This is a genomic window from Corynebacterium sp. zg-331 (assembly GCF_014267345.1).
In the GTDB taxonomy this organism is placed as follows: domain Bacteria; phylum Actinomycetota; class Actinomycetes; order Mycobacteriales; family Mycobacteriaceae; genus Corynebacterium.
The window spans coordinates 505,785-519,164 of the sequence record NZ_JACMYD010000001.1; the positions used below are offsets into that span (position 1 = coordinate 505,785).

The 13,380-nt window shown below is 65.1% G+C and carries 10 protein-coding genes; 5 read left to right on the forward strand and 5 right to left on the reverse strand.

The features are described 5' to 3' along the window. The first annotated feature begins 3 nt into the window (after positions 1-3). Positions 4-639: an MBL fold metallo-hydrolase gene (locus tag H7347_RS02510; RefSeq protein ID WP_152820933.1), complete on the forward strand. Its 636-nt coding sequence runs from the start codon at positions 4-6 to the stop codon at positions 637-639. After that, positions 636-1,913, forward strand: coding sequence for a histidine--tRNA ligase (gene hisS / locus H7347_RS02515; RefSeq protein ID WP_186337131.1), 1,278 nt, complete (start codon positions 636-638; stop codon positions 1,911-1,913). Before H7347_RS02510 ends, hisS begins: the two co-directional genes overlap by 4 nt. 1,627 nt (positions 1,914-3,540) lie before the next feature. Here hisS and H7347_RS02520 read toward each other — a convergent pair. The 4 genes from H7347_RS02520 to H7347_RS02535 form a co-directional block, all read right to left on the reverse strand. Next, positions 3,541-4,941, reverse strand: coding sequence for an L-serine ammonia-lyase (locus tag H7347_RS02520; protein WP_152820935.1), 1,401 nt, complete (start codon positions 4,939-4,941; stop codon positions 3,541-3,543). A 48-nt stretch (positions 4,942-4,989) separates the two neighbouring features. Continuing rightward, positions 4,990-5,622, reverse strand: a complete 633-nt coding sequence (locus H7347_RS02525; protein ID WP_152820938.1) for a CE1759 family FMN reductase — start codon at positions 5,620-5,622, stop codon at positions 4,990-4,992. A 35-nt stretch (positions 5,623-5,657) separates the two neighbouring features. Continuing rightward, entirely contained in the window at positions 5,658-6,800 is a 1,143-nt protein-coding gene (locus H7347_RS02530; RefSeq protein WP_152820940.1) for a CE1758 family FMN-dependent luciferase-like monooxygenase, read from the reverse strand. A 102-nt stretch (positions 6,801-6,902) separates the two neighbouring features. Continuing rightward, complete coding sequence (locus H7347_RS02535; RefSeq protein WP_186337132.1) at positions 6,903-7,514, reverse strand: TetR/AcrR family transcriptional regulator; 612 nt, start codon at positions 7,512-7,514, stop codon at positions 6,903-6,905. Between the two features lie 132 nt (positions 7,515-7,646). On the opposite strand from H7347_RS02535, the gene H7347_RS02540 reads away from it, so the two are divergent. Beyond that, positions 7,647-8,441, forward strand: a complete 795-nt coding sequence (locus tag H7347_RS02540; protein ID WP_186337133.1) for a hypothetical protein — start codon at positions 7,647-7,649, stop codon at positions 8,439-8,441. Beyond that, a complete protein-coding gene (locus H7347_RS02545) occupies positions 8,441-10,537 on the forward strand; it encodes a YhgE/Pip domain-containing protein (RefSeq protein WP_152820944.1) in 2,097 nt (698 codons plus the stop codon). The genes H7347_RS02540 and H7347_RS02545 overlap by 1 nt, the downstream gene beginning before the upstream one ends. A gap of 7 nt (positions 10,538-10,544) precedes the next feature. On the opposite strand, the gene H7347_RS02550 is transcribed toward H7347_RS02545, so the two are convergent. Continuing rightward, positions 10,545-11,420 (reverse strand): neutral zinc metallopeptidase, encoded by an 876-nt coding sequence (locus H7347_RS02550; RefSeq protein WP_152820946.1) that lies wholly within the window; start codon positions 11,418-11,420, stop codon positions 10,545-10,547. Between the two features lie 127 nt (positions 11,421-11,547). Here H7347_RS02550 and aspS point away from each other — a divergent pair, with 127 nt between their 5' ends. Beyond that, positions 11,548-13,356, forward strand: coding sequence for an aspartate--tRNA ligase (gene aspS / locus H7347_RS02555; RefSeq protein ID WP_186337134.1), 1,809 nt, complete (start codon positions 11,548-11,550; stop codon positions 13,354-13,356). Positions 13,357-13,380 lie beyond the last annotated feature (24 nt).

Here is a 13,380-nt window from a genome sequence, read left to right on the forward strand (position 1 = left end):
GCCATGGATATTCTCACGCTCACCTGCGGGCCCCTGGATACCAACTGCTATCTCGCCGTGGGGGAGGCGGAGGCCACGATCATCGACCCCGGGATGGGCGCGGCCCCGCTGGTACGCCGGGAGGCGCGGCGTGTGGGGGTACCGGTGACCGGCATCGTGCTCACCCACGGACACATCGACCATCTGCGCGACGCCGGTGAACTCTCCCGAGAGTTCGGCGTGCCTGTGTGCGTGCATCCGGCCGACGAACCCATGCTCGACGGCGGCCCGCTGCTGCGGGAACTATTCGACGTTGCCTCGATGGTGCCGATCCGGGACGTCGAGCACTTAGGCGACGCGGTACGTATCGCCGGGCAGGAGCACCGGGTGGTGCCCGCCCCCGGCCATTCCCCTGGCAGCGTGCTGGTGGTGGGAACGGAGGTGTGCTGGAGCGGCGACGTGCTCTTTCGCGGTGGAATCGGGCGCACCGACCTGCCCGGCTCCGATCCTGAGGCTATGCTGGCCACGCTGCGCGGGCCGGTGGCGGGGCTCGTGGACGATCTCCGGGTGCTGCCGGGGCACGGGGCGGAGACCACCGTGCGTCACGAGCGGGCCACCAACCCTTATCTGCTGCGCCTGGGGCTAGAGTATGGGGGGTGAGCGAGAAGAAGAAGTACCAGGCCCATAAGGCGCCCAAGGGCGTGCCCGATTACGTCCCTCCGGCCTCCGCGGGATTCGTGCGGGTGCGCGATACCTTCGTGCGGCAGGCCCGCACCGCGGGCTTCGAGCACATCGAGCTGCCGGTCTTTGAGGAGACGGAGCTCTTTGCCCGCGGCGTGGGCGAATCTACCGACGTGGTAACCAAGGAGATGTATACCTTCGAGGATCGCGGCGGGCGTTCGGTCAGCCTGCGCCCGGAGGGCACCGCCGGAGTGATGCGCGCGGTGATCGAACACCACCTCGATCGCGGACAGCTACCGGCCAAGCTCTGCTACGCCGGACCCTTTTTCCGTTACGAGCGCCCGCAGGCGGGGCGCTACCGCCAGCTGCAGCAGGTGGGCGTGGAGGCGATCGGGGTGGACGATCCGGCGCTTGACGCCGAGATCATCGCCCTGGCGGATCGCAGTTACCGCGCCCTGGGGCTCAGCGGATTCCGCCTGGAGATCACTAGCCTGGGCGATCGCACCTGCCGCCCGCAGTACCGGGAAAGGCTGCAGGAGTTTCTCTTTGGCCTCCCGCTGGATGAGGAGACCCGCCGCCGCGCGGAGATCAACCCGCTGCGCGTGCTCGACGACAAGCGCCCCGAGGTGCGCGAGATGGTGGCGGAGGCGCCTTTGATGCTCGATCACCTTTCTGCGGAAAGCCGCGAGCACTTTGAGCGGGTCGCCGGTCTGTTAGATGACATGGGGGTGCAGTACACCGTGAACCCGCACCTGGTGCGTGGCCTGGACTATTACACCAAGACTTGCTTTGAGTTCGTCCACGATGGCCTGGGGGCGCAGTCCGGTATTGGTGGTGGCGGGCGCTACGACGGCCTGCTGGCCCAACTGGGTGGCCAGGATCTCTCCGGCATCGGCTATGGGCTGGGGGTGGATCGCACCGTGTTGGCCCTGGAGGCCGAGGGGATCGACCTGTCCGCGCCGCGGGTGGAGGTCTACGGCGTGGCCCTGGGGGCCGAGGCTAAGCGGGTGATGGCTGCCTTGGTCAATGACCTGCGGGTGGCCGGGGTGCGTGCGGACATGGCCTATGGCGATCGCGGGCTGAAGGGCGCGATGAAGGGGGCCGATCGCGCGGGGGCGCGGGTGGCATTGGTGCTGGGGGATCAGGAGCTTGAGGCGGGCACCGTGGCGGTGAAAGACCTTGCCGAGCACAGCCAGCGGGAGGTGGCGTTGGATTCTGTGGTGGGCCTCGTGGAGAATGAGGTGCGGGGATAGGGGCCTGGATGAGGGGATGGGGAGGGTGCGGTACGCCGCGCCCTCCCTTCGCCTTATTAGACGGACATAGAAATATACGCCCGGGGCGATGGGGAGGGTAAGGAAATGGGGGTAGCGTATCCAATGTATTGTGCATATGTGTTGATCTTGAAAATAAATGGGTGGAAGGCTTGCCTCGATGTTGGGGCGTGATTAGTGCCTCCTAAAATATGATCCAAGGCACATATTTTGGAGATGGCGATCATGAAGAAGTGCTCTGTTCAGGTGTGTGCGTGGTGGAAAACTCGGATGGATCCGTGGGGGTGCTCGACACATAAGGTAATGTGACGAAACGTGTGAAGGCCCGTGGGCATACTATGCGCTGGGACAGGAGGTACCCACCTACTTTGAGGTAGGCCCGGAGACTTGGAAACTGGTGCAGGTGGTGGATCCGGAGCGTACTACGGTGTTGCCGATTATGGCTGATCCGGACAAGTACAGCGCTACCAAGCCTGCTAGTGATAATCCGGCTAAGGGTCCGGAGAATATGACCAAGAATCCGGTGGCCGGGGCAGCGTGCCTGGATGTCCGATGACGGCAGGATCGCCACCGAGCACCCCGCCGGAATGGATCTGGGCGCACGGACTGGACGGTAACGAATGAGTGAGGAACGAAGCGGGAATCCCTCTCTCGGGTTCAATGGGATGAAGGCGGTAGTCCCACGAACCTGAAGACGATCAATAATTCCGTGGTGGATCTGCCGCAGCGGGATCGTCAGGATTGGGTGAACCGGGCCGGAACGAACAAGGGCTCCAACACTGACACTCATCCGTTTAGCAACGGAGACGGGGCTTTTTCCGATCCCACGATGGGGATCGGCCCTCTGGCTGGACGCGCAATAATACTGAGAGGCGGCAGGAGGCTGTTGTGGAAAGACGGGGGTGGCGTTTATTCTGATCATCTAGGTATTGTGGCATGATATAGGAATTTATTGCCCAAATCACTTATCCTTAAATTTTACTAAGTATAGTTCATCTGATTGTGGTGATATGATTAACTTAACAAGTTTCGTAATTCTAGTTCCGGTGGGTGAATATCGTTCATTTAGATATGTCAAATGAGGTACCTTATGGTTGAGGGAAATATGCCAGTCAGAGGAATGGATGTAAACGGTCCAATGGATTGGACTCCTTTTACCGCATTTTGTTATAACATTTTCACCCCGTGCGTTTCGTGTATGAAAAATCTCCTTAATCTATGTAGGGTTATTCCGGTGCATTATCTTTATATTGGGTATGTTAGCGGTGTTTGTCTTCGTGCTATGGATGCTTTTCCTAACGCTGGATGGCGATATTGATACCTTGGATCTTGGTGAATACTTGAATGTGCTTGACTGCTCCCTGCAGAGTTGAAAATGTTGAGGTTGAGTTGGGGGATCGGTGGTTGATCTTCCGTATAGTGGACGCACAGAGACCTATAATTTTACTTTTCACAGCTGCTCCGCGCGGGGAGGAAGAGTGGTGTAAAGGGAATGCACGGTTTGAGCGGAAGAATGAACGCACCGGTCGAACCAAGAATGTTTATGCCTCGGCCTGGGCGACGTGCCCCAGTGACGGCGACCGCGACCGGTGGATTTTAAGGCATACCCCTAGCACTCCGTAAAACTCACCGGCAGCCCCAGGGTCACGGCCAGGCCACCGGCGGCGGTCTCCTTGTACTTGGTGAGCATATCGCGTCCGGTCTCGGCCATGGTGCGCACCACCTCGTCGAGGCTCACCCGGTGGGTGCCGTTGCCGAGCCTGGCCAGGCGGGCGGCGTTGATAGACTTCACGGCGCCGATGGCGTTGCGCTCGATGCAGGGGATCTGCACTAGGCCGCCCACGGGGTCGCAGGTAAGGCCCAGGTTGTGCTCCAGGCCGATCTCGGCGGCGCAGGTTACCTGCTCGGGTGTGCCGCCAAGCACGGCGCATAGTCCGGCGGCGGCCATTGCGGAGGCGGAGCCTACTTCGCCCTGGCAGCCTACCTCGGCGCCGGAAATAGAGGCGTTTTCTTTGATGATGGCCCCGATGGCTCCGGCGGTGAGTAGGAAGTCGCGGGCCTTGGAGGCGGTGAAGTCGTCGAGGAAGTCCCGCGCGTAGTGCATGACGGCGGGGATGATGCCCGCGGCCCCGTTGGTGGGGGCGGTGACCACGCGCCCCCCGGCGGCGTTTTCTTCGTTCACGGCCAGGGCGTAGAGGTTGGACCACTCCATCGCGCCAAAGCCGGCGGCGTTCTTTTCCCGCTCCTGAAGCAGGTGCTCGTAGACCTCAGGTGCGCGGCGTACCACGGAGAGCCCGCCGGGGAGCACGCCGCGAGTGGAGATGCCCGCGGTGACGCATTGGCGCATGGTGCGCCACACCCGATCGAGGTGGTCCATGACCACCTCGATGTCCCCGTGTAACGCCTCCTCGTTGGCGGCCATGATCTGGGCCACGCTCTTTTCCCGTTCCTGGCACCGGGTGAGCAGCTCCTCGGCGGTGTGAAAGGGGTAGGGCACGGGGGCTTCGGTGGCCTGGGTTGCGGCCCCGGAGCCCAGGCCACCCTCGCTGTCGATCTGGGCGCGTAGCTGCGTACCGGTGAGGATGAAGCCGCCACCCACGGAATAGTAGTCCTGGGCAAGGAACGGTTGGCCCGAGACGTCCAGGGCGGTGAAGATCATGCCGTTGGGGTGGAGTTCCAGGGCGGTGGGGTTAAAGTCGATCTCGTAAGGGTAGGTACCGACGGGGCCGGTGGCGGTGCCTACCACGGCTACGGGTTCTCCGGGGGCAGGGGAGGCGTCGGCGGGCACGGTCACGGGGTCGTGTCCGGCCAGGCCCAGGATCACCGCGCGGTCGGTGCCGTGCCCGCGCCCGGTGGCCGCCAGCGATCCGCGTAGCTCCACGCGGATGGTGGCGGGCTGGACGCAGCTGAGCTGCTCGATGAAGGCGCGGGCGGCGCGCATGGGGCCCACGGTGTGCGAGGAGGAGGGACCAATGCCGATGCTGAAGAGATCGATAACGCTAATGGTCATGGGGAACCCTTCCGATCAGGTCGCGGTCACGTGGAATCCCTCACGACGTTACATGGTCGTTTCCGCATCTGTGCTCTGGGCTCCGTCGTGCTGACGTAGCAGCCCCAGGAAGGACTCCTCCCGTGCGGGAGCGGTGGGCGTGGTCCCGGCGATAGCCCTCGCTAGTTCGTCGGCGGCCTTGTTGATGCGCGCACCGAGCTGCGTGCCCTGGTCGCTGCCGAAGTCCTCGGTGGCGGCGAAGATCGCGGTGGGCATGACGGTGGCGCGCAGGTAACTCATCAGAGGGCGCAGCGCGTGGTCGAGGACGAGGGAGTGGCGGGCGGAACCCGCCGTGGCCGCGATCACGGTGGGGATGCCCACGATGGCCTGGGCGTCGATGGCATCGAAGAACATCTTGAAAAGCCCGGAATAGCTGGCTTTAAACACGGGGGTGACCAGGATGAGGCCGTCGGCGCCGGTGACCTGCTCGATGGCCCGGTTCAGGGCGGGGGTGAGCAACCCGCTGCTGGTCATGGCCCCGGCGAGGTCGGTGGCCAGCTCGCGTAGCTCGATGACGGTGATGTTGGCCTCATACCCGGATTGATTCAGGCGGGTGGCGGCGGCCTGGGCAATGAGCTCGGCTACCTGGCGGGTGGTCGAGGGGGTGGAGAGTCCGGCGGTGACGGCGACGAGGGTGTGCATGGCGATGGTCCTCCTGTGTTTGTGGGGGATAGGCGTTAGTGTAGGGCAGCCTCGTGCTGCTGTTGCGCCATGCCTGGGCTGACGTGGAAGTGCGGGTGGGCGCGCTTGGTGTCCGCGAGCAGGCTTGCGTGAGTGGGCGGGTCGGAGGGAACGCGCTCGGGGCGGCGGGCCTCCATGCGGCGGCGCACCTCCGGAACCACGTCGCGGCCCAGGCGTTCGATCTGGTCGAGCACCACCTCCAGGGGTAGCCCGGCGTGGTCGATGAGGAAGAGCTGGCGCTGGTAGTCGCCCACCCAGTCGGCAAACTGCATGGTGCGCTCGATGACCTGCTCCGCGGTGCCCACCGTCAGCGGGGTCAGCTCGCTAAATTCCTCCAGGGAGGGGCCGTGCCCGTAGACAGGAGCGTTGTCAAAGTAGGGGCGGAATTGCTTCTTGGCCTCGGATTCCGTATCGGCAAGGAATACGTGCCCGCCCAGCCCCACGATGGCCTGGTCGGCGCGCCCGTGACCGAAGTCCTCGAAGCGGCGTCGGTAGGAGTGGACCATCGCAGCGGTGTGTTCCTTGTTCCAGAAGATGTTGTTGTGGAAGAAGCCGTCACCGTAGAAGGCCGCCTGCTCCGCGATCTGCGGGGAGCGGATGGAGCCGTGCCACACGAAGGGAGGGACGTCATCCAGCGGCCACGGGGTGGAGGTGTAGCCCTGGAGCGGGGTACGGAACTTTCCCTCCCAGTTCACCACGCGCTCGCGCCAGAGCTTGCGCAGCAGGTGGTAGTTCTCCACCGCCAGGGGGATGCCCTGGCGGATGTCCTTGCCAAACCACGGGTAGACGGGCCCGCTGTTGCCGCGCCCGAGCATGAGGTCGTTGCGCCCGCCGGAGAGGTGCTGGAGGAAGGAGTAGTCCTCGGCGATCTTCACGGGGTCGTTGGTGGTGATCAGGGTGGTGGAGGTGGAGAGTCGCAACCGGGTGGTCTTGGCGGCGATGTAGGCCAGGTGCGTGGTCGGTGAGGAAGGGACGAAGGGCGGGTTGTGGTGTTCGCCGGTGGCAAAGACGTCCAGGCCCACCTCCTCCGCCTTGAGCGCGATGGCGGTGATGGCCTCGATGCGCTCGGCCTCGGTGGGGATGGTGCCGGTGGTGGGGTCCTGGGTGACGTCTCCGACGCTCATAATTCCGAATTGCATGATGTCTCCTCAAGGGATTCTGTGCCCCTCGGAGGGGCTGTGATCGTCTTTCTATGACATATCAACAATATCGGTGGCGAGTTATTCCACACCAATGCCTCGCTAGTGAGTCGCGACTTCCCACGCGGCTTCGGCGGTCCGCTGGCCCAGCGTGCGCTGGTGGGCGAGGTAGGCTTCCACGAGTTGTTCGGTCACCCCGGGGTTGAGGCTGTGTACGCCGGGCACGGGCGGGCGGGTCAGCACCGTGAGCTGGGTGACGAATTCGTGGACGGGCAGCGCGGGAGAAACCAGGCCGTGGCGGGCTGCGGCATTCAGGATCGCCTGGGTGTGCTGGCGCACCAGGAGGCGGTGTCGTGCCCCCTCCGGGCTGAGATCCTCCAGGGAATCGGGGGTGAGCGCCGGGATCAGGGTGCCGGCACCGAGTTCCACGAGGGAGAACACGAAGCGCCGCCACGTGCACTCCGCGCGGGCGGGGTCGGCGGCGAAGCGGGCGAGGGCGTCGAGTTCCATCGACTCCACCACTTCCAGGAGGTACAGGGCGCAGGTCAGCATGAGTGCCTCGCGGTCGGGGAAGTTGCGGTAAACCGTGGCGATACCCACCCGGGCCCGTTCGGCCACCCGTTCCATCGTGACCTCGGCGGGGTGGCTGGTGCGAAAGAGATGGCAGGCGGCGTCGATGATGCGTTGCCTGCGTTCGCGGGCGTCGGTACGCACGGCGCGGGGAACCTCCCTATGGTTGGTCTCGGTGGGCGAGTGCGGCTTGACACCGCGGCCTTCATAAATGGAGTATAGGGCCCTGAAAAGTGATAGTCTATCCTCCACTTGACGTGAATTAGAGGTATCACCATGAACGACGGGAAGGCAGCCCGGCACCGCTCCTCCTTTACGCTCGCCGCCAACGACGTGCGCGTGCAGGCGGATCAACCGGAGCCCGGGTGGAGCTTCGCCGTGGGGCCGGGGCTGACCCTGCTGCGCAACAGACGCGAGAACTACCACACGGCGCTGAGTCTGACGCTGGCGGGGCGGCGACGCCCCAGCGCCGGCTCCGTGACCCTCGACCACCGGGGAAAGACCGTGCAGCGCCACGCCGACTTGTTTCGCCTGGTGGCGCTGGCCGGGGCCGTGGAGGTCGATGCCCTCGATCGCATCGTGCCCGTGCGTGCGGTGCTGCGCGAGCAGATCGCCTGGGCCAGCCCGTGGTGGAGGCACGTGGGTAAAAACCTCCTCGATCACGACCTGGTGCGCCCCTGGCTTGAGCCCCTGGGCTTGGACATCGACCTCGACGCGAAGGTGGGAGAGATCAGCCCGCACGACCGCTTCCGCCTGCGCGTGCTGCTCGCGCTCGTGGCGCGCACGGATGCCGCGGTGCTCATCGTGGATGATATCGACCAGGTGCGTGATATGCGATTGCGCGATGAGATCCTCACCGAGCTGCGCGAACTTTCCCTGAGCCTGCCGGTGATCGCCTCCACGGTTAACCCAGATAACACCGGCATCGCCACCCGGGTGATCGACCTGCGCACCCCCCATCGGGAGGGGGACGCGGACGAGTACGAGTCCGCAGGGGCCGCGGCACACCGGTGCCTCGAGCACACTCCGGCCCACCAGGACGAGATTCCCACCCTCTCGGAGGAAAACTGATGTCCCTTTTCCATATCGGTTCTGAACTTCGCCGCTTCGGCCACGGCGTGCTCCCGCGCCTGGCGATCCTCGTGGTGACCTGCCTGCCGCTGGTCTTTGGCGGGCTCTTCGTATGGGCCTACTACGATCCGATCGGAAACATGGACAAGCTCCCCGTGGCCCTGGTGAACTCCGATGTGGGTGCCCAGCGCGAGGGCACCACCATCAACGCAGGCCAGCAGGTGGCGGAGAAGATGGTGGACTCCAATCAGCTGGATTTCCACCTCGTTTCTGTGGAGGAGGCCCGAAAGGGCGTCACCCGGGGCGACTATTACTTTGCGGTGGAGCTGCCCACGGACTTTTCCCAGGCCGCCGTGAGTGTGAACTCAGAGAAGCCTCACAGCGCCAAGCTCAACGTGGCCCTGTACAACAACAACGGCTTCATCCCCACCATGGTGGGTAACCAAGCCACCATCATCATGCTCCAGGCTATCGACGCGGAACTGGGCAAGCAGATCAGTAATCAGCTCCTGGTGGGCTTCAACACCATCGGGGAAAAGATGGGCCAGGCCGTGGACGGCTCCCAGCAGCTCGCCGAGGGCTCTACCTCGGCCCTCGACGGCTCCCAGCGCCTTGCCGAAGGCGCAGGCCAGCTCACCGACGGCTCCCAGCGCCTCACCGATGGCTCGGGCACCCTGACCGAGAAACTGGGCGAGGCCGACGCCGGGGCGCACAAGCTCGCGGAGGGCGCGGGGCGGCTCGACGACGGTCTGACCCGGGCCAAGGACGGCTCCCAGCAGCTCGCCGAGGGACTCGGCCAGCTCAACGCCGGCACCGAGCGCCTGGCCGACGGCGCGGGTCAGGTCTCCGGAGGCGTGGATCAGGTGGTGGATACCCTGGGCACCGTGGCCGGGGCGCAGCAGCGCCTGGTGGGACGCCTGGATAACGCTGCCGCCATGCTGCGCGAGGCCAACCTCGCCCCCACCAACGGCCTAGCCGCCGAGGTCGAGGGCCTGGCCGCCAGCATTCGGGAGGCGGGATTGGGCCCGGAGAAGTTCAACCAGTTGCTCCAGCTCAAGGACGGCGCCCGGCAGATCGCCGACCAACTGAGCAACCCCGTGTCCGAATACCGATCCGGGATGAACCGCGCCGCCAGCGCCTCCCAGGAACTAGCCGCCGGTATCGCGCAGCTCAAGGACGGTTCCGCGCAGCTCCTCGTGGGTGCCAATACGCTGGCCGACGGCACCAGCCAGCTCGTGGAGGGCAGCAGGCAACTTACCGTCGGAGCCACCGCCCTGCGCGACGGGTTGGTCACCCTCGATTCCGGCGCGGGCGACCTCGCCAATGGCCTGGGTCGCCTCGATGACGGCGCGGGGCAGCTGAGCCTGCGCCTGGGGCAGGGCGCGGCCCAGCTGCCCACCTGGCAGGGCCAGCGCCTCGACGAGGCCGCCACCGCCGCCGGGCAGCCCGTGGAACGGGAATTGGTGGATCAGGACGTGACCAAGTTTGGTGTGGGCCTGGCTCCGTTCTTCATGAGCCTGGCGCTTTTTATGGGTTCCTTCGCCATGTGGATGGTGCTGCGCCCCCTCCAGCTGCGGGCCGTGGATTCCGGCACCGGCCCGCTGCGTGCGGTTCTGGCCAGCTATCTTCCGGGCCTGATCGTGGGCCTGGCCCAGGCCACGATCGTGTGGGCGGTGCTGGAGTTCCTGATCGGCCTGAAGTCCGAGCACACTCTCTTCATGTTGGCCTGCATGTGGGGGGTCTCGGCGGTCTTCGTAGCCATGAGCCAGATGATTAACGCCGTGGTGGGGGCCACCGCCGGGCGCGTGATCTGCATGCTCCTCATGGCGGTGCAACTGACGTCCTCGGGCGGGCTCTATCCTGTGGAAACGCAGCCCGCGTTCTTCGGTTGGGTGCACCCGGTGGATCCGATGACCTACAGCGTGAATCTCTTCCGCTACGCCATCCTGGACGCGGAGGGCGGCGACCACCGGGCCGTCATCGCCGTGGCGGTGCTGACGCTGGTGGGAATGCTCTCGCTGTTCATCTCCTCGATGGCCGCGCGGCGCCATCGGGTGATCAAGCACAAGGATCTGCACCCGGATCTGCAGGTCTAGACCCGATTTAGCTTCGGTACGCGCCGCGCCCCAGGGTGTCGCAGGAGGCCATCCGCCCGGACTCGTAGCCGCGCAGGAAGGCCTCTTCGCGTTCCCGGGAACTGCCGTGGGTAAAGCCTTCGGGATTGACCTCGGAGCCAGAGCGGCGCTGAATATTATCGTCGCCCACGGCCCCGGCGGTCTCGATGGCCTGATTGAGCTGCTCCTGGCTAAAGGCCTCGAGGCCGTGGTAAGCGTTGGCGTGGTGAGCCCAGATCCCGCCGTAGCAATCGGCCTGCAACTCGATCTTCACGGCGTTGGAGTCCGCCCCGGGGTCGCGGTAGTCGCTTAACCCTAGGGTGCCCTCCAGGTTCTGGATGTGGTGGCCAAACTCGTGGGCCTCGATGTACATCTGTGCTAGCGGTCCCGCCGAACCACCCAGGTCTGCCAGCTGTTTGAAGAAGGAAACGTCGAGGTAGACGGTCTCATCGGTGGGGCAGTAGAATGGTCCGGTGGCCGAGCTTGCGCCGCCGCAGCCGGTGCGCACGGTGTCCCGGAAAAGATGCAGGGCGGGCTGGGTGTAATCAAGGCCCGCCTGTTCGGGGAGCAGACCCGCCCATACCTCGTCAAGGGTCTGGGCGGTGGCGATCATGCGGCAGTCGTCGTGCGCATTGGCATCCTCGGCGGTGCCGCGGCAGTGATCCAGGCTATACGATCCGGTGTTGCGCCCGGTGGATACCCCGGCGCCGGAATCCAGGAGATCGGCGGGGTTGCCGCCGAGAAAGAGATACAGGCCCACGAGAACGAGGGTGCCCACGCCGCCGCCGGCGATAAGTCCGCCCCGCCCGCCGCCGGAGGAGGAGGCGCGGGCGGCGTCATAGGAGGCATCGTTGCGGAAAGTCATGCCTGCCATGCTGCCACAGGCGGCGCGCGAGCAGGGGTAGCGCAGCCGAGAGACCCCGGGAGAGGTAAACTACGCGGTTGTACTATTTATTCTGCAAGAAGTATCTAGGGGAAGGATCAGAGGCTCCGTGCTGCGTACTCACCTTGCGGGGGAACTCCGCAAAGAACATGCCGGTCAAACCATCACCCTCACGGGCTGGGTAGCCCGGCGGCGCGATCACGGCGGCGTGATCTTCATCGACCTGCGCGATCGCTCCGGGGTGGCCCAGGTGGTATTCCGCGATTCCGAGGTGGCCGCGCGCGCCCACGATCTGCGTAGCGAATATGTGGTGAAAGTCACCGGTGTGGTCGAGGCCCGCCCCGAGGGTTCAGAAAACCCCCACCTGCCCTCCGGCGAGATCGAGGTCAATGCCGCCGAGCTGGAGGTGCTCAACGAGTCCGCCGCCCTGCCCTTCCAAATCGACGATCCCTCCGCCAGCGGCGAGGTGGGGGAGGAAGCTCGCCTGCGCTACCGCTACCTGGACCTGCGCCGTAAGGAACAGGGCGAGGCGCTGCGGCTGCGTTCCCGGGCTAACCGCGCCGCGCGCGCGGTGCTCGACGCCCACGATTTCACGGAGATCGAGACGCCTACGCTGACGCGCTCCACCCCGGAGGGCGCGCGCGATTTCCTCGTTCCGGCTCGTCTGAAACCGGGCACGTTCTACGCCCTGCCGCAGTCTCCGCAGCTGTTTAAGCAACTGCTCATGGTGGCGGGCATGGAGCGCTACTATCAGATCGCGCGCTGCTACCGCGACGAGGACTTCCGTGCGGATCGCCAACCGGAGTTTACTCAGCTCGACGTGGAGATGAGCTTCGTCGATCAGGAGGACGTCATCGCGCTGGCCGAGGAGATCCTGGTGGAGCTGTGGCGGCTCATCGGCTACGAGATCCCCACCCCGATCCCGCGCATCACCTACGCGGAAGCGATGGAAAAATATGGCTCGGACAAGCCCGACCTGCGCTTTAACATCCAGATCACCGAGTGCACGGACTTCTTCCGGGACACGACCTTCCGGGTGTTCCAGAACGAGTACGTGGGCGCGGTGGTCATGGCCGGTGGGGCCTCCCAGCCGCGCCGTCAGCTCGACGCCTGGCAGGACTGGGCCAAGCAGCGTGGGGCCAAGGGCCTGGCCTACATCCTGGTGGGCGAGGACGGCGAGCTCTCCGGCCCGGTGGCTAAGAACATCACCGAGCAGGAACGTGCCGGCATCGCGCAGCACGTGGGCGCCCAGCCGGGCGACTGCATCTTCTTTGCCGCGGGCGATACCAAATCCTCCCGTGCGCTGCTGGGCGCCGCGCGCGGGGAGATCGCTGCGAAACTGGGCCTGATCAAGGAGGGCGACTGGGCCTTTACCTGGGTGGTGGACGCCCCGCTCTTCGAGCCGACGGTGGAGGCCACCGCCTCCGGGGACGTGGCCCTGGGGCATTCCTCGTGGACGGCCGTGCATCACGCCTTTACCTCCCCCAAGCCGGAATGGCTGGATACTTTCGATGACAACCCCGGGCAGGCTACCGCCTACGCCTACGACATCGTGTGCAACGGCAACGAGATCGGCGGCGGTTCCATTCGCATCCACCGCCGCGACGTGCAGGAGCGGGTGTTCAAGGTGATGGGAATTTCCGAGGAGGAGGCCCGCGAGAAGTTCGGCTTCCTGCTGGACGCCTTCGCCTTCGGCGCTCCGCCGCACGGCGGCATCGCCTTCGGCTGGGATCGCATCGTCTCCCTGCTCGGTGGCTTCGATTCCATCCGCGATGTCATCGCCTTCCCCAAGTCCGGCGGCGGCGTGGATCCGCTCACCGATGCCCCGGCGGCCATCACCACTCAGCAGCGCAAGGAATCCGGCATCGATGCGAAACCGGAAAAGAAGGCGGCCAAGAAGGACACCGCGCAGAACTAGATCCGACGAGAACACGAGGGATGT